The 16319-nt window shown below is 58.0% G+C and carries 17 protein-coding genes and 4 tRNA genes; 5 read left to right on the top strand and 16 right to left on the bottom strand.

Features of this window, described 5'->3' with window-relative positions:
* Nucleotides 1-96: 96 nt before the first annotated feature.
* The 7 genes from clpX to ACM110_RS21005 form a co-directional block, all read right to left on the bottom strand.
* Entirely contained in the window at nucleotides 97-1380 is a 1284-nt protein-coding gene (gene clpX / locus ACM110_RS21035; protein ID WP_007946893.1) for an ATP-dependent Clp protease ATP-binding subunit ClpX, read from the bottom strand.
* 112 nt (nucleotides 1381-1492) lie between these two features.
* Nucleotides 1493-2128 carry an ATP-dependent Clp endopeptidase proteolytic subunit ClpP gene (gene clpP, locus ACM110_RS21030; RefSeq protein WP_219097672.1) on the bottom strand — a complete coding sequence of 212 codons (636 nt, stop codon included), beginning with the start codon at nucleotides 2126-2128 and terminating at the stop codon, nucleotides 1493-1495.
* A 92-nt stretch (nucleotides 2129-2220) separates the two neighbouring features.
* Nucleotides 2221-3531 carry a trigger factor gene (gene tig / locus ACM110_RS21025; RefSeq protein WP_416129296.1) on the bottom strand — a complete coding sequence of 437 codons (1311 nt, stop codon included), beginning with the start codon at nucleotides 3529-3531 and terminating at the stop codon, nucleotides 2221-2223.
* 386 nt (nucleotides 3532-3917) lie between these two features.
* Nucleotides 3918-3993, bottom strand: a tRNA-His gene (locus tag ACM110_RS21020).
* 78 nt (nucleotides 3994-4071) lie between these two features.
* A tRNA-Leu gene (locus ACM110_RS21015) sits at nucleotides 4072-4156 on the bottom strand.
* A gap of 58 nt (nucleotides 4157-4214) precedes the next feature.
* Nucleotides 4215-4290 (bottom strand) — tRNA-His (locus ACM110_RS21010).
* Between the two features lie 32 nt (nucleotides 4291-4322).
* Nucleotides 4323-4399 (bottom strand) — tRNA-Arg (locus ACM110_RS21005).
* Between the two features lie 274 nt (nucleotides 4400-4673).
* Between ACM110_RS21005 and folD the strand changes: the two genes are divergently transcribed.
* Nucleotides 4674-5528: a bifunctional methylenetetrahydrofolate dehydrogenase/methenyltetrahydrofolate cyclohydrolase FolD gene (gene folD / locus ACM110_RS21000; RefSeq protein WP_416129295.1), complete on the top strand. Its 855-nt coding sequence runs from the start codon at nucleotides 4674-4676 to the stop codon at nucleotides 5526-5528.
* 239 nt (nucleotides 5529-5767) lie between these two features.
* Complete coding sequence (gene pbpG, locus ACM110_RS20995; protein WP_416129294.1) at nucleotides 5768-6706, top strand: D-alanyl-D-alanine endopeptidase; 939 nt, start codon at nucleotides 5768-5770, stop codon at nucleotides 6704-6706.
* Nucleotides 6707-6763: 57 nt separating this feature from the next.
* Here pbpG and ACM110_RS20990 read toward each other — a convergent pair whose 3' ends face one another.
* From ACM110_RS20990 to ACM110_RS20980, 3 genes are all read right to left on the bottom strand, one after another.
* Complete coding sequence (locus ACM110_RS20990; protein ID WP_416129293.1) at nucleotides 6764-6979, bottom strand: hypothetical protein; 216 nt, start codon at nucleotides 6977-6979, stop codon at nucleotides 6764-6766.
* 17 nt (nucleotides 6980-6996) lie between these two features.
* Nucleotides 6997-7206, bottom strand: coding sequence for a DUF6021 family protein (locus tag ACM110_RS20985; RefSeq protein WP_338581970.1), 210 nt, complete (start codon nucleotides 7204-7206; stop codon nucleotides 6997-6999).
* A gap of 92 nt (nucleotides 7207-7298) precedes the next feature.
* Nucleotides 7299-8027: a peptidase C39 family protein gene (locus tag ACM110_RS20980; RefSeq protein WP_416129292.1), complete on the bottom strand. Its 729-nt coding sequence runs from the start codon at nucleotides 8025-8027 to the stop codon at nucleotides 7299-7301.
* Nucleotides 8028-8206: 179 nt separating this feature from the next.
* Here ACM110_RS20980 and ACM110_RS20975 point away from each other — a divergent pair, with 179 nt between their 5' ends.
* Nucleotides 8207-8365 carry a hypothetical protein gene (locus tag ACM110_RS20975; RefSeq protein WP_416129373.1) on the top strand — a complete coding sequence of 53 codons (159 nt, stop codon included), beginning with the start codon at nucleotides 8207-8209 and terminating at the stop codon, nucleotides 8363-8365.
* A gap of 75 nt (nucleotides 8366-8440) precedes the next feature.
* On the opposite strand, the gene ACM110_RS20970 is transcribed toward ACM110_RS20975, so the two are convergent.
* Nucleotides 8441-9190, bottom strand: a complete 750-nt coding sequence (locus tag ACM110_RS20970) for a TerC family protein (protein ID WP_416129291.1) — start codon at nucleotides 9188-9190, stop codon at nucleotides 8441-8443.
* A 29-nt stretch (nucleotides 9191-9219) separates the two neighbouring features.
* Nucleotides 9220-9462 carry a hypothetical protein gene (locus tag ACM110_RS20965; protein WP_338581973.1) on the bottom strand — a complete coding sequence of 81 codons (243 nt, stop codon included), beginning with the start codon at nucleotides 9460-9462 and terminating at the stop codon, nucleotides 9220-9222.
* A 226-nt stretch (nucleotides 9463-9688) separates the two neighbouring features.
* Here ACM110_RS20965 and nhaR point away from each other — a divergent pair, with 226 nt between their 5' ends.
* A complete protein-coding gene (gene nhaR, locus ACM110_RS20960) occupies nucleotides 9689-10588 on the top strand; it encodes a transcriptional activator NhaR (protein WP_416129290.1) in 900 nt (299 codons plus the stop codon).
* Here nhaR and ACM110_RS20955 read toward each other — a convergent pair.
* Nucleotides 10575-11735 (bottom strand): MFS transporter, encoded by a 1161-nt coding sequence (locus tag ACM110_RS20955; protein ID WP_416129289.1) that lies wholly within the window; start codon nucleotides 11733-11735, stop codon nucleotides 10575-10577. The two genes, nhaR and ACM110_RS20955, sit on opposite strands and share 14 nt — an antisense overlap.
* A gap of 324 nt (nucleotides 11736-12059) precedes the next feature.
* Between ACM110_RS20955 and sstT the strand changes: the two genes are divergently transcribed.
* Nucleotides 12060-13292 carry a serine/threonine transporter SstT gene (gene sstT / locus ACM110_RS20950; RefSeq protein ID WP_416129288.1) on the top strand — a complete coding sequence of 411 codons (1233 nt, stop codon included), beginning with the start codon at nucleotides 12060-12062 and terminating at the stop codon, nucleotides 13290-13292.
* A 147-nt stretch (nucleotides 13293-13439) separates the two neighbouring features.
* Here sstT and ACM110_RS20945 read toward each other — a convergent pair whose 3' ends face one another.
* The 3 genes from ACM110_RS20945 to ACM110_RS20935 all read right to left on the bottom strand — a co-directional run bounded on the left by ACM110_RS20945 (nucleotide 13440) and on the right by ACM110_RS20935 (nucleotide 16211).
* On the bottom strand, nucleotides 13440-13949 hold the full coding sequence (locus ACM110_RS20945; protein ID WP_416129287.1) for a DUF1993 domain-containing protein: 510 nt from the start codon (nucleotides 13947-13949) through the stop codon (nucleotides 13440-13442).
* Nucleotides 13950-14024: 75 nt separating this feature from the next.
* Nucleotides 14025-14900: an SDR family oxidoreductase gene (locus ACM110_RS20940; RefSeq protein ID WP_416129286.1), complete on the bottom strand. Its 876-nt coding sequence runs from the start codon at nucleotides 14898-14900 to the stop codon at nucleotides 14025-14027.
* A gap of 162 nt (nucleotides 14901-15062) precedes the next feature.
* The gene (locus ACM110_RS20935; protein ID WP_416129285.1) at nucleotides 15063-16211 is read right to left on the bottom strand and encodes an acetyl-CoA C-acetyltransferase; all 1149 of its coding nucleotides are present in this window, start codon (nucleotides 16209-16211) and stop codon (nucleotides 15063-15065) included.
* Nucleotides 16212-16319 lie beyond the last annotated feature (108 nt).

Here is a 16319-nt window from a genome sequence, read left to right as displayed (position 1 = left end):
GGCAGCCTTCAAAAAAAACAAGCACAAAGACTGTGTAAAAAACCGGAAAAAGCAAAGGGGCCCGAAGGCCCCTTCTTTGTACCGACTGCGTGACGCTTAGGCGTCTGGCGCGGCCTTGGCAGCAGGCTCACTGTTTTCATAGATATACAGTGGCTTGGACTTGCCTTCTATAACGCTTTCATCGATCACTACTTTACTCACCTCGGATTGCGAGGGGATTTCATACATAGTGTCGAGCAATACACCTTCGAGAATCGAACGCAGCCCACGCGCACCGGTTTTGCGTTCCAGCGCGCGCTTGGCGACCGATTTCAGTGCGTCAGCCCGGAATTCCAGGTCCACGCCTTCCATCTCGAACAGCTTGGCATACTGCTTGGTCAGAGCATTTTTCGGCTCGGTGAGGATCTGCATCAAAGCAGCTTCATCAAGCTCGTCCAGCGTCGCAAGAACCGGCAGACGACCGACGAATTCAGGGATCAGACCGAACTTGACCAGATCGTCAGGCTCGACTTCACGCAGGGATTCACCGACTTTCTTGCCTTCTTCCTTGCTGCGAACTTCCGCGTTGAAACCGATGCCGCCCTTGGTGGAACGGTTTTGAATAACCTTTTCCAGACCGGAGAACGCACCACCGCAGATGAACAGGATGTTACGGGTGTCGACCTGCAGGAATTCCTGCTGCGGATGCTTGCGACCACCTTGAGGCGGAACGGAAGCGACCGTGCCTTCGATCAACTTGAGCAGGGCCTGCTGTACGCCTTCACCGGAAACGTCCCGGGTGATCGACGGGTTGTCAGATTTGCGCGAAATCTTGTCGATTTCATCGATGTAGACAATGCCCATCTGGGCCTTCTCTACGTCGTAATCGCACTTCTGCAGCAGCTTCTGAATGATGTTCTCGACATCTTCACCTACGTAACCCGCCTCGGTGAGGGTGGTTGCGTCGGCGATGGTGAACGGAACGTTCAGCAAGCGAGCCAGTGTTTCGGCAAGCAGGGTTTTACCCGAGCCTGTCGGGCCGATCAGCAAGATGTTGCTCTTGCCGAGTTCGACGTCGTCATTCTTTTTGTCACGCTGGTTCAGACGCTTGTAGTGGTTGTACACCGCTACGGCCAGAACCTTTTTTGCACGCTCTTGACCAATCACGTACTGATCAAGGATGCCGCTGATTTCTTTAGGCGAAGGCAATTTATGCGCGCTGCTCTCGGCCTGTGCTTCCTGCACCTCCTCACGGATGATGTCATTGCACAGGTCGACGCACTCGTCGCAGATAAAGACCGAGGGGCCGGCAATCAATTTGCGCACTTCATGCTGGCTTTTGCCACAGAAGGAGCAATAGAGCAGCTTGCCGTTGTCCTCGCCGTTGCGGGTGTCAGTCATTCGTTCGATCCAAATCCGATAGGCTTGCAACACAAGATGAAGGCTATTGCGGGCTTTTTCAAGCCCGCCGCTGATCAGACCAGCCGACCAAGCCTATTTTGAGCTGCTTATTTTAAGCGGGGCGCTGATTGATCACTTCGTCGATCAACCCGTATTCACGCGCAGCTTCTGCACTCATGAAGTTATCGCGGTTGGTATCGCGCTCGATTTCCTCAAGCGTGTGCCCGCTGTGCTTGGCCATCAACGTGTTGAGACGCTCACGGATGAAGAGGATTTCCTTGGCATGGATTTCGATATCCGATGCCTGGCCCTGGAAACCGCCCAGTGGCTGGTGAATCATCACACGCGAGTTCGGCAGGCAGTAACGCTTGCCAGGGGCACCGGCAGTCAGCAGGAAAGCGCCCATGCTGCACGCTTGGCCGATACAGGTGGTCGACACGTTGGGTTTGATGAACTGCATGGTGTCGTAGATCGACATGCCTGCTGTCACCGAACCGCCCGGGGAGTTGATATAGAGATGGATGTCCTTGTCCGGGTTTTCCGCTTCAAGGAACAGCAGTTGCGCACAGATCAGGTTAGCCATGTAGTCCTCTACCGGGCCAACCAGAAAGATCACTCGCTCCTTGAGGAGACGCGAGTAGATGTCGTAGGCGCGCTCGCCACGAGCGGACTGCTCGACAACCATCGGGACCAGGCCGCCTGCGGCCTGGATATCAGAGTTCTGCTGAATATACGAATTACGGAACATGCTCTGCAGTCACTCCCAAATAGTTATGTCTTGAATACGCATAAGCCAGCTCGAGAGCTGGCTTATGGTGTGTGCTTCTAACGCAAAAACAATCAGTCGGCTTGTGGAGCTTCTACCGGCTTGACCGCTTCTTCGTAAGAGACCGATTTGTCGGTCACGCTAGCTTTCTGCAGAACAGTATCCACAACTTGCTCTTCCAGCACAACCGAACGAACTTCGTTCAGTTGCTGGTCGTTCTTGTAGTACCAGGACACAACTTGCTCAGGCTCCTGGTAGGCCGAAGCCATTTCCTGAATCATCTCGCGAACGCGGGTTTCGTCAGGCTTGAGGTCGAATTGCTTGACCACTTCAGCCACGATCAGGCCCAGCACTACGCGGCGCTTGGCTTGTTCTTCGAACAGCTCGGCCGGCAGTTGGTCAGGCTTGATGTTGCCACCGAACTGCTGAACAGCCTGCACGCGCAGACGGTCAACTTCGTTGGACAGCAGAGCCTTAGGCACTTCGATCGGGTTGGTGGCCAGCAGACCGTCCATTACCTGATTCTTGACCTTGGATTTGATCGCCTGACGCAGTTCACGCTCCATGTTCTTGCGAACTTCGGTGCGGAAGCCTTCCAGACCGGTTTCCTTGATGCCGAATTGAGCGAAGAACTCTTCGGTCAGCTCTGGCAGTTTTGGCTCGGAAACAGTGTTCACGGTTACGGTGAACTCAGCGGTTTTGCCAGCCAGGTCGAGGTTCTGGTAGTCCTCTGGGAAAGTCAGGTTCAGAACGCGTTCTTCACCGGCTTTAGCGCCAACCAGACCTTCTTCGAAACCAGGGATCATGCGGCCGGAACCCAGAACCAGCTGAGTACCTTTGGCGGAACCGCCAGCGAACACTTCACCGTCGACCTTGCCGACGAAATCGATGTTCAACTGGTCTTCGTTCTGGGCAGCGCGGTCGGCCACTTCAAAACGGGTGTTCTGCTTGCGCAGGATGTCGAGCATCTTGTCCAGATCGGCATCAGCCACGTCAGCGCTCAGGCGCTCTACGTTGATACCTTCGAAACCGGCAACGGTGAACTCAGGGAACACTTCGAATACGGCAACGTATTCCAGGTCCTTGCCTGCTTCCAGCGATTTAGGCTCGATCGAAGGCGAACCAGCCGGGTTCAGCTTCTGCTCAACCACAGCTTCGTAGAAGGAAGACTGGATCACGTCACCTACAGCTTCCTGACGCGCATCAGCACCGAAACGGCGCTTGATTTCGCTCATTGGCACTTTGCCTGGACGGAAGCCGGCAATCTTGGCCTTTTGGGCGGTCTGCTGCAGACGCTTGTTGACCTGGCTCTCGATGCGCTCAGCCGGCACGGTGACGCTCATGCGGCGCTCAAGAGCAGTAGTATTTTCAACAGAAACTTGCATGGATATTCCTCGTTGCACAGACGTTAGCCGGCCGTTTCCGACCCCAGAATCAAGGGCATGCATTCTAGTGGGTCAAACTCAAGAAGTCACCCTACTGAAAACGGGTAAAAACGCAGCAGGCAATTTATAGGTGCGAATGCACGAATGCACCTCGCCCCGATGGCAAATACAACCAATCACGCCAGGGCTCTGCGCCAACCCTTCTATATATAGAAGAGGTCGCCAGCGATCTCCCTGACAGCCGACCTCGCAAGCAAGGCCAGCGGACAGAGCGGCATCATCGAGAAACATAAATACGACGAAACGCCCCGCCCCTGCGGCCCGGAACCTGCGGCCGCTGAAACAAAAAAGGCGCCAGACTTTTCAATCTGGCGCCTTTCGAAATATGGGGTGGACGATGGGGATCGAACCCACGACAACGGGAGTCACAATCCCGTGCTCTACCAACTGAGCTACGCCCACCATATTGCGTAACAAGGAAGCCAAACAGCTTCGTTGCTGAACTCCATTCACACCGACCGGCATGAGCGAAGCTTTATTTGGTGCGGATGAAGAGACTCGAACTCTTACGCCTCGCGGCGCTGGAACCTAAATCCAGTGTGTCTACCAATTCCACCACATCCGCGGAGTGAAGCTTTTAAAGCAAAGGCGCCAGACTGTTAATCTGGCGCCTTTTCGAAATATGGGGTGGACGATGGGGATCGAACCCACGACAACGGGAGTCACAATCCCGTGCTCTACCAACTGAGCTACGCCCACCATATTGCGTTACTTGTGCCAAAGCTGCCTAATGGCGCACCCGGCAGGACTCGAACCTGCGACCATCCGCTTAGAAGGCGGATGCTCTATCCAGCTGAGCTACGGGCGCCTTATTAGCTGTACCCTTGAAGGACTACAAACTAAGAGCTTGTCAGTCTTGCAGAACTGTAATTCCGTTCGACCTTCTTAACCAGTGCTAGGCTGTGCCCGACAAGTGCGACGAATAGTATAGAGCCCCCCTGAGGTCGTCAAATCCTTTTTAAAAAAAATTCATTTAATTAAAGGAGTTAGGGGAATTTGCAGACCAAGCGCCTTTGCCCTCACCGCATGACATGCGAGAATGCGTTCTCTTTTTTTCCCCTCTCGATGGTTAATCACGCGCAATGACTGCACAACTAATCGACGGCAAATCGATCGCCGCCAGCCTGCGCCAGCAGATCGCCCAACGGGTTACCGAGCGTCGCCAGCAAGGCCTGCGCACGCCCGGCCTCGCGGTGATCCTGGTCGGCAGCGATCCTGCCTCTCAGGTTTATGTCTCGCACAAGCGTAAAGACTGTGAAGAGGTCGGCTTCCTTTCCCAAGCCTATGACCTGCCTTCCGAAACCACTCAAGAAGCGCTGACCGATCTGATCGATCGCCTGAATGACGATCCGGCGATTGACGGCGTTCTGTTGCAGCTTCCTCTTCCTGAACACCTGGACGCCTCCAAATTGCTGGAGCGCATTCGCCCGGACAAGGACGTCGACGGTTTCCATCCTTATAACGTTGGTCGTCTGGCCCAGCGTATTCCGCTGCTGCGTCCGTGCACGCCCAAAGGCATCATGACCTTGCTGGAAAGCACCGGTGCCGATCTGTATGGAATGAATGCCGTGGTCGTCGGCGCGTCCAACATTGTTGGCCGCCCGATGGCGATGGAGTTGTTGCTGGCCGGTTGCACCGTGACCGTCACTCACCGCTTCACCAAGGATCTGGCCGGCCACGTCGGTCGTGCTGACCTGGTTGTTGTCGCCGCCGGCAAACCGGGCCTGGTCAAGGGTGAATGGATCAAGGAAGGCGCGATCGTGATCGACGTCGGCATCAACCGCCAGGAAGACGGCAAACTGGTCGGTGACGTGATCTACGAAACCGCCCTGCCCCGCGCTGGCTGGATCACTCCGGTACCGGGCGGCGTCGGTCCGATGACTCGTGCCTGCCTGCTGGAAAATACGCTGTACGCCGCTGAAACCCTGCACAGTTAAGGCTGGTTGCAGAGGTAGTCCGCGACACAAGAAACCCCGCCCATGGCGGGGTTCTTTTTTGCTCGTGGAACAGGTTCGACCATCCGCCGGAAAATGACATTTTTTTCATGTTTTCCGGGACTTTCACCTGTTACTTGAACAACCATCGACAGTTATTCAGCCATACTCCAGAATGTCGCGCTTTTTACGAAATAGCCCGTTACATAAACGGCGTATCAACACTTTATGAGTCTGCCAGCGTGAAAATCCGTCTTTCCATCCTGAGCCTAGTTTTTGCAGTTACAGGGACTTTCATCACGCCAATCGCCAGCGCTGGCGAAACCACCGCAGCGCCTCGAGATACCTCGCAACTCAAGCTCGCATCCGGCAGCTCTTTGCTGCTGGATATGCAGACCAACAAAGTCATCTACGCCAGCAACCCTGACGTGGTTGTCCCCATCGCTTCCGTCAGCAAGCTAATGACCGGCCTGGTCGTGGTTGAAGCCCGGCAAAACATGGAGGAATACATCAACATCAACATCAGCGACACGCCGGAAATGAAAGGTGTGTACTCCCGGGTCAAGCTGAAGAGCGAATTGCCACGCCGGGAAATGCTGCTGATTGCCCTGATGTCCTCCGAAAACCGCGCCGCAGCGAGCCTGGCCCATCACTATCCGGGTGGCTATGCCGCATTCATTGCCGCGATGAACGCCAAGGCCCGTGCGTTGGGCATGACCAATACCCATTTCGTCGAGCCGACGGGTCTGTCCCCGCGTAACGTTTCGACCGCTCGCGACTTGAGCAAACTGTTGATCGCCGCGCACAAGTACCCGTTACTGACCGAGTTGAGCACGACCAAGGAAAAAACCGTTACCTTCCGCAAACCCAACTACAGCCTGGGCTTTCGCAACACCGACCATTTGGTCCGTAAGCCGGACTGGGACATCCAGCTGACCAAAACCGGCTTCACCAACGAAGCAGGTCACTGCCTGGTACTGGTGACCCGAATGGGTAACCGCCCGGTGGCCTTGGTGATCCTGGATGCCTACGGCAAGTACACGCACTTTGCCGATGCCACGCGCATGCGCAATTGGGTAGAGAGCGGCAAGAGCGCGAACGTGCCTTCCGTAGCCTTGCAGTACAAGGCAGACAAGAACCTCAAGCAGCGCCAGAGCGGCGTGGTTGAGGCTTCGAAGTAACATTGCGGTGAACACACGAAAAAGCCCCGAACACTCGGGGCTTTTTTTCGTCGCCAATTAGTCGTTAGGCAGCGGCATCTGGTCGTCATCCGGAATGCCATCCCCTTTGCTCGGGTCGCGCCAGCCATGCGGATGTTCGGTTGGCGCTACGGTGGGACGAGCCAGTGGATCTCGCATCGGGCTGTCCGGGTCCAGCACCGGATCGATGCTTTCTTCAGGAGTGGTCGGAACGGTTTCCGGACGTTTGTCGTTGAAACTCGAATCGGTAGACATACGCACCTCCATGAGACCTAGGGTTTCAGATCACCGAGTGGATCGTAGGGCTTTGCCGGAGCCTTGGGATTATCACCCGGCTTCACATCCTTCGGCGCCTTGGCCGGTCCGATGGGATCGACCTGAGGATCGGCGAGGTCAGGAGAATCGGGATCAAACCCCAGTTCATCATCGCCGGACGAATGCTCGGACGAATGCGGGCCGGCGGGGGTATTGGAATGTGCCATGGACGCCTCCTGATCACGGCCCGGAAAGATCCGGGCCTTACTGGTTCAGAGGACGCCAACGGGCCGGGGTGCCCGGCAGATGACGAACGGGCTTACTGCGCGCTCAGAGCCTTTTTGGCCTTCGCCGCTGCCTGCTCCTGGCCGGCCTGGGCCAGATCGTTCGCCGCCTTGAGCCAGCGCTGCTGATCGACTTCCGCTGGAATCTGCGTCGGTGACTGAATCAGCACCGCCCATCCACCGGCATCCTTGAAAGCCGATTCGAACGAACCGAAGCTCATCAGCAACCGCTGGTCCATCCCGGCGCGCAACAGCACGGTCTGTTTCTGACGGTTGTAGCCGGACAGAATCGCATAACGCGGCTCAGCCCAAAGCGCCGACCCCTCGGTAAACCGCACCATCACAGGATATCCGGCCGCCACCTGAGTCAATAAGGCGGGCAAGTTGCTGTCCAGCGGATAAACCATCATTCCGTACTCACGGGCGAGGTTCTGCATGCTCTGTTGCAACTGGGCTTCGGCGCCCGGCAAACGCAGCGGTTTGTCGAGCAAACCCGGGGTGATCACGATGCCCTGCTGGGACAACATGCTCGCCAGCACTTGCGGCCCGCTTTGATTGGCCACGCCCTTATAAAACCGACCCGTGAGTTCGACCCGCTCCGGCAGCCGCTTGATCTGCGGCGCAACGCTCCCCGCGCAACCAGACAGACTGGCGACACAACCCACGATCACCGCCACCGAAAGAATTCGAGAAATTACCCGCACCATCGTCACTCTCTTGTTCAGACGCCAGGCAATCCGCTTCCCGGCTTGGTCGTCGATCATAGGACGCCGCGCGGCAGCGGTATAGCCTTAACCGGTAGTTGATTGCTTTCGATAGAGCGAACTGGTTGGTGACAGGCGACTTTCGGTCAATTGCCTGAAACACGCCAGCGACTAGACTGTCACTTGCATAGCGTGTGTGCCCGCTGCAGGGCAAAGAGGAGGCATCGATGAGCCTGACAATGACAATCGTAATGTTGATTTCCGGCTGGCTGGCCGTCGCCGCTGCCATGTTGTGGGGAGTTCTGCGCATTACCCGTCGTCACCATCACCATCCGGTCCAATCGGAGCCGGTGACGAAAGCCGAGAAACCGCCCGTACGTCACGCCACCGCGCACTGACATTTTCCGGATCCACATAAAAAAACGGCCGCCTGGACTCTTTCGAGTTCAGGCGGCCGTTTCGTTTAGCGATGGTTAAGCTTCAGTGGCAATGCGCTTTTGCTTCGCACGCCGGGACATCATGTTCAACACTTCAATCGTGGCCGAGAACGCCATGGCGGCATACACATAGCCTTTCGGTACGTGGGCGCCAAAGCCTTCGGCGATCAACGTCATGCCGATCATGATCAGGAAGCCCAGGGCCAGCATGACCACCGTCGGGTTGTCATTGATGAACTTGGCCAGCGGATCAGCTGCAAACAACATCACCAGTACCGACACCACCACCGCGATGATCATGATCGGCAAGTGCTCGGTCATGCCGACGGCGGTAATGATGCTGTCGATGGAAAACACCATGTCCAGCATCAGGATCTGCCCGATCGCCGCAGCGAAACCCAGGGTTACCGTCGATGTCGCCGATGTCGGATCATCCGGAGCAGGGTCCATGCTGTGGTGGATCTCGGTCGTAGCTTTCCACAACAGGAACAGGCCACCGGCGATCAGGATCATGTCTTTCCAGGAGAACGCGTGGCCAAGAATCTCGATTACCGGAGCGGTCAACTGGACAATGAACGCGATGGTGCTGAGCAAGCCCAGGCGCAGGATCAATGCCATGCCGATACCGATACGGCGCGCTTTCTGCCGGTGCTGCTCGGGCAGTTTGTTGGTCAGGATCGAGATGAAGATCAGGTTATCGATGCCGAGCACGATTTCCATCACCACCAGGGTGGCCAGGGCGACCCAGGCAGTGGGGCTGGCGGCTAGTTGTAAAAGGTATTCCATGGGTCAGTCCTGACTCGCTGTAAGACGGTTTAGATTTCCTTGGAGGAAGATTCGGATTTTTCCGAGTCTTTTTCCGATGATTCTTTTTTGCTGATCAGTCCGCCGGTGGCATCACTGAGCGCTTGCTCGGCGGCTTTGTGCGTATCGTCGATGGCCTGTTTCGCGCTTTCGGCGGCTTTGCCCATCAGTTGCTGGGCGCTTTTTTCGGCTTGGTCGCAACCGGCCAATACCAGTAAAGATGTGATCAACAGCGCCGTGGCTTTAATTTTCATGATGCTTCCCTCGATATAACGAACGGGACCGAAACGATGGCCCGTTGATAGCGAGGCATTCTAGGGAAGCAGATACTTCAGGAAAATTCGTATTTTTGCCATGTATACTTCGGTTTTTACGAATGTAGGAGTTGCCGAAGGCTACGATCTTTTGATTTTGTTTTTAATGGGCAGATCAAAAGATCGCAGCCTCGTTTCACTCGACAGCTCCTACAGGGGACCGTACATGTTGAATTATCGGCAATTGCACTACTTCTGGGTGGTGGCCAAAACCGGCAGCATCGTGCGCGCCTGCGAACAGCTGAACCTCACGCCGCAGACCATCAGCGGGCAGATTTCACTGCTCGAACAAACCTATGGCATTGAGTTGTTTCGCCGTGTCGGTCGGCAACTGGAACTCACCGAAGCCGGCCGGCAGACCCTGCCCTACGCCGAACAAATGTTTCAGCTGGGCGGTGAACTGGAGTTGATGTTGCGGGCACAACCCAATGAACAGCAGATTCTGTTTCGCGTCGGTGTAGCCGACGTGGTGCCCAAATCCATCGTCTATCGCCTGATTGCGCCCACCATGGAGTTGAGCGAACCGCTGCGCATTACCTGCCGCGAAGACAAGCTTGAACGTTTGTTGGCCGACCTGGCGATCCAGCGTCTGGACCTGGTGATCTCCGACAGCCCGATGCCATCGCACCTGGACATCAAAGGCTACAGCCAGAAGCTCGGTGAATGCGGGATCAGTTTCTTCGCCACACCTGAGCTGGCGGCGCGATACGGCGAGCATTTCCCGCGCAACCTGCACGGTGCGCCGTTGCTGATTCCGGGACCGGAAACCGTAGTGCGCAGCCGTTTGCAACGCTGGTTTGCCGAACAACAGATCCAGCCGAAGATCGTTGGCGAGTTCGACGACAGCGCCTTGATGCAGGCCTTCGGTCAATCCGGCAGCGGGATTTTCATCGGCCCGAGCGTGATCGCCGATGAAGTGAAACGCCAATGCGGCGTAGAGGTGATTGGCCAGACCGACGCGGTGAGCGAGTCGTTCTACGCCATTTCCGTGGAGCGCAAGGTCAAGCACCCCGGCATTGTCGCCATTACCGAAGGTGCCCGACGCGAGTTGTTTACAACGCTGTGATTTCTTCGCGCGGCTTGAAGGTCATCAGGGCGATGGCCAACAGGATCGAGGCGAGAATAAAAGCCGCCGCCGCGAAGCCAAGGCCTTGCAGGCCAACACTGTCGATCACCCGACCGCCGATCATCGCGCCCAAGCCAATACCGAGGTTGGCCCCGGCGATGTTCAGCGACGCAGCAAACGCCGGAGCCTCGGGTGCGGCTTTCATCAGGCGCACATGGCTGACCAAAAACAACGCCGCCTGAGTCACGCCCCAGATGCCCATCGCCGCCGCCAGACCGAGGGGCGAATGAATGTTCGGTACCAGCGCCACCAGGCCGGCAATCATGAATGCGCAGAACATCATCGAAGCCATCAGCGGGTGACGATCCACCGCGCGACCACCCAACGAGTTGCCGATCAAACCGACCGCACCGAAACCCATCAGATACCAGCCCACTACCGTGCCGTTGAAACCGGCCAGGCGTTCAAGGATGTCCGCCAGATAGGTGTACGCGGTGAACATGCCGCTGAACACGATCACCGACAGCAACACATGACCGATCATCAGCGGGCTGCGCAGGATCTTGAACTGCGAGCGAAAGCTGACCTGATGCTGGTGCAGGTTGGTTTTCGGCAGGTAGATAAACAGCAGCAACGCCTTGGCAAACGCGATGACCGCCAGAATGGCGAAGGCGCTGCGCCAGCCGAACGCATCGGAAATCAGCGTGCCCACCGGAATGCCAAACACCGTGGCGCAGACGATGCCGAAGCCGATCTTGGCGATGGCGCGACCGGCGTAGTCCGGGCCGACAATATCGACGGCGGTTTCACTGGCCAGCGCCCAGAACACTGGCAGCCCCAGCGCCGGAATCAACCGGGCGAACGCCATCACCCAGATGTTCGGCGCCAGCGCCGCGAGGGTGTTGGCCAGGCCAAACATGATCAACACCGAGATAAACAGCTTGCGTCGTTCGAAGCGGGCGAAGTACGCGGTGAGGAACGGCCCGAATGCGGCGACGGTGAAGGCGAACAGGGTCACCAGCAAACCCGCTTGCGGGATGCTGACGTCGAGGTCACGGGCGATTGCCGGCAGCAGGCCGACAATGATGAACTCCGTGGTCAGCACCGTGAAACCGGCGGCAGACAACAGAAGAATCGGAAACAGCATGCAAAACTCCAGAAAACGACAACACCAGCGATAGCCCGAAGGCTCACTGGCAGATGAAAATGAGGATGGCGAATCTTAACAGAGTGTTTCCGGATGCGGTTGCACGAACCTGCAATTCGCGTTGAATGCCGGGGTGGCAGTTCGTCACAGGTCTGAAAGATCGTTCTTACGCTGTGATAAAGTCCGCGCCCTGAAAAACGTACACCCTGTGTTCATCGAGCATTTATTGCCGCCGATGTCGCGACATTCTTCGGTTTCCTGCCTGCGATCTGCCCCGTAGAGCGGTGAAACTTCGAACTTATAAAAAATCAGAGATGCCGTTTTATGACTGCTTCATCCCCTTCTCTATTGCAACGCCTCAAACGCCTGAGCCTGGTCACGCAAATCGTGATCGGCCTGATCGCCGGTATTGCCCTGGCCCTGGTTGCGCCTGAAGCGGCGAAGTCCACCGCGTTCATCGGCAAAGTGTTTGTCTCGGCGCTGAAGGCCGTCGCGCCAATCCTGGTGTTCGTGCTGGTCATGGCGTCGATCGCCAACCACAAGCACGGCCAGGAAACCCACATCCGACCAATTCTGTTCCTGTATCTGCTGGGGACTTTTGCCGCCGCCGTGGTCGCGGTGGTTGCCAGCATGATGTTCCCGTCGAGCCTGGTGCTGTCGACCCAAGACGTCGCGGTCACAGCGCCGGGCGGGATTGGGGAAGTGCTGCAAAGCCTGTTGCTGAGCGTGGTCGACAACCCTGTCAGCGCCCTGATGAATGCGAACTTCATCGGCATTCTGGCGTGGGCCATCGGTATGGGCGTTGCCATCCGTCACGCCGGCGACACCACCCGGGAAGTGCTGGGCGACCTGTCCAACGGCGTGACGGTGATCGTGCGAGTGGTGATTCGCTTCGCCCCGCTGGGCATCTTCGGCCTGGTGGCCTCGACCTTGGCGACCTCCGGTTTCGGCGCCCTGATCGGTTACGCGCATCTGTTGGCCGTGCTGCTGGGTTGCATGTTGTTTGTGGCGCTGGTGATGAACCCGCTCATCGTGTTCTGGAAACTGCGTCGCAACCCGTACCCGCTGGTGCTGACCTGCCTGCGCGAAAGCGGCATCACCGCATTCTTCACCCGCAGCTCGGCGGCGAACATTCCGGTCAATCTGGAGTTGAGCAAGCGTCTGGGTCTGCACGAAGACACCTACTCGGTATCGATCCCGCTGGGCGCGACCATCAACATGGCCGGTGCGGCGATCACTATCACCGTACTGAGCCTGGCGGCCGTGCACACGCTGGGCATCGCTGTGGACATCCCCACCGCGATCCTGCTGAGCGTCGTCGCAGCGATCTGCGCCTGCGGTGCCTCGGGTGTGGCCGGTGGTTCGCTGTTGCTGATCCCGCTGGCGTGCAGCCTGTTCGGCATCCCGAGCGAAATCGCCATGCAAGTGGTGGCGGTTGGTTTCATCATCGGCGTGTTGCAGGACTCGGCGGAAACCGCGCTGAACTCGTCCACCGATGTGCTGTTCACCGCAGCGGCTTGCCTGGGTGAAGAGGCAAAAGCAGAACGCCTGGCCTAAAAGATCAAGAGATCGCAGCCTGCGGCAGCTCCTACATTGGATCGCCGTACACCCTGTAGGAGCTGCCGCAGGCTGCGATCTTTTGATTCACCAATGAAAAGCCCGCCAAGGCGCAAACCTTGGCGGGCTTTTTTGTACCTGGGCGGTTTAGAACGCGCCCATGTAGTCGCGCTTGCCCACTTCCACGCCGTTGTGGCGCAGCAGTGCGTAAGTGGTGGTGACGTGGAAGAAGAACTGCGGCAGGCCGTAGGTCAGCAGGTAGGACTGGCCGCTGAAGCGCTTCTCTTTCGGCGTGCCCGGACGGGTGACGATCTCGATGTTTTCCTTGCCATTGATCTGCTCAGGCGTGAACTCGCCGATGTAGGCCAGAACCTTGGCGATCAGTGCTTGCAGCTCGGCGAAGGTGGTTTCGGTGTCGTCGTACTTCGGCAGTTCGACTTCGGCCAGACGCGAAGAAATGCCTTTGGCGAAATCAACAGCGATCTGCACCTGACGCACCAACGGGAACATGTCCGGGAACAGGCGCGCTTGCAGGAACGCATTCGGGTCGATGTTTTTCTCGGTGGCGTGGGCTTCGGCCTTTTTCAGCACGCCGCTGAGGGCGTTGAGCATTTGCTGGAGAACAGGGATGGAAGCGTCGTACAGGGAAATGGTCATGGCAGGTCTCGTGTGATGACAGGAGGGAACGTGGGCCGATTATAGCCACCCGCGCCCTCCCGAGATCGTTCTTTTTCAGCTGCCGTAAACCTTCGCCGCCGGAACGGCCTGAGTCATCAACTGCGCAATCGCCTCGCCCATTTCACCCACCGCCCAACGGCCCTGGCGATCCAGTTGCGGACCACGGCGCCAGCCGTCGGCAATCGACAACTTGCCGCCCTCGATCTCGAACATCTGCCCGGTCACCTCGGCGGAAGCCTCGGAGCCCAGCCACACCACCAGCGGCGCGACGTTTTCCGGGGCGAAGTAATCGAAGCCTTCTTCAGGCTTTTTCATGGTGTCGGCGAACACTTGCTCGGTCATCCCGGTGCGGGCGGCCGGTGCCAGGGCGTTGGCGGTGATCCCGTAGCGGCGCAGTTCAGCGGCCTGCACCAGCGTCAGCGAGGCGATACCGCCCTTGGCCGCTGCATAGTTGGACTGACCGATGGAGCCCTGCAAACCGGCGCCGGAGCTGGTGTTAATGATCCGCGCATCGACCTTGGCGCCGCCCTTGGCCTGTTCGCGCCAGTACTTCACGGCGTGGCTGGAAATACAGAAGTGGCCCTTCAGATGCACGGCCACCACGGCGTCCCAGTCGCCTTCGGTCAGGCTGGCGAACATGCGGTCGCGACAGATGCCGGCGTTGTTGACCACCACGTTCAGGTCGCCGAAGGTTTCGATGGCCTGGCGCACGATCAGCCCCGCCGAGTCATAGCGGGTGATGTCGTCGCTGTTGGCCACGGCGCTACCGCCCTGCCCCAAAATTTCGCTGACCACGGCCAGTGCCGCTTCGCGGTTGATGTCGTTGACCAGCACTTTCGCGCCTTCAGCGGCGAAAGCCAGCGCGTAGGCGCGGCCGAGACCGCCGCCGGCACCGGTGATGATCACGACGCGGTTTTCACAGATTTTCATGTTCTACATCCTTCAAATTCATCACGGGTCAACACAATCCTCTGTAGGAGCGAGCCTGCTCGCGATGGACTCAAGAACAACGCGGCTATCCAGATACCCTGCGTATTCGTTAACGACCATCGCGAGCAGGCTCGCTCCTACAGGATCGGTGTACATCTGGTTTTACAGGCGTTCGATAATCGTCACGTTGGCCTGCCCACCGCCTTCGCACATGGTCTGCATGCCGAAGCGTCCGCCGCAGCGTTCCAGTTCATGCAGCAAGGTGCACATCAGGCGGGTGCCGGTGGCGCCCAACGGATGGCCAAGGGCAATCGCGCCGCCGTTGACGTTGGTTTGTTCATGGGGATAACCGGTCTCTTTCAACCAGGCCATGGCCACCGAGGCGAAGGCTTCATTGATCTCCACCCGGTCGATGTTTTCGAGCTTCATGCCGGCACGCTTGAGTGCGTAAGCGGTGGCCGGGATCGGCGCGGTGAGCATCCAGATCGGGTCTTCGGCGCGAACGCTGATGTGGTGGATTCGCGCGCGCGGCGTCAGGCCGTAGCGTTTGAGCGCCGCTTCGGAAACGATCAGCATCGCGCTGGCCGCATCGCAAGTCTGGCTCGACACCGCGGCAGTCACCCGGTCGCAGCCGAACAGGTATTCCAGCTCGGCCATTTTTTCCAGGCTGGTCTGACGCGGGGTTTCGTCATGCCGCACACCGGCGATCGGCACGATCTCGCGGTTGAAGTTGCCCTGAGCGATGGCACGCAACGCCCGTTGATGGGACTCCAGCGAATAGGCTTCGAGCTGTGCTCGAGACAGGTCCCATTTCTCGGCAATCATCTGCGCCGAACGAAATTGCGTCGGCGGTTGCGCGCCATAGCGCCGCACCCAGCCTTCGGAGCCGCTGAACGGATCGGTGAAGCCCAAGGGTTCGGCGGCGATCATCGCCGAGGAAATCGGGATCTGGGTCATGGTCTGCACACCACCGGCGATGACCACGTCCTGAGTGCCGCTCATCACCGCTTGTGCAGCGAAGTGCACCGCTTGCTGGGACGAACCGCACTGGCGATCAATGGTGGTACCCGGCACCGACTGCGACAAACCGGCGGCCAGCCAACTGGTGCGGGCGATGTCACCCGCCAGCGGGCCGATGGTGTCGACACAACCGAAGATCACGTCGTCGTAATCCTCGTCGGGAATGTCGTTGCGCTCGACCAGCGCGCGCAATACATGGGCGCCCAGGTCGGCGGCGTGAATCTGGCTCAGACCACCCTTGCGCCGCCCGGTGGGCGTACGCAGGGCGTCGACGATATAGGCTTCAGGCATGGTCTACCTCGGTATAAAAATGGAAGTCAGGCGCCGATAACCTGTGGGAGCGAGCTTGCTCGCGATGAGGCCGGCACATCCAACATTGATGCCATCTGACGCACCGCC

It is taken from the genome of Pseudomonas sp. NFX98 (assembly GCF_047784845.1).
In the GTDB taxonomy this organism is placed as follows: domain Bacteria; phylum Pseudomonadota; class Gammaproteobacteria; order Pseudomonadales; family Pseudomonadaceae; genus Aquipseudomonas.
The sequence above is the reverse complement of the archived record's forward strand: the minus strand, read 5'-3'. Positions and strand labels throughout refer to the sequence as shown.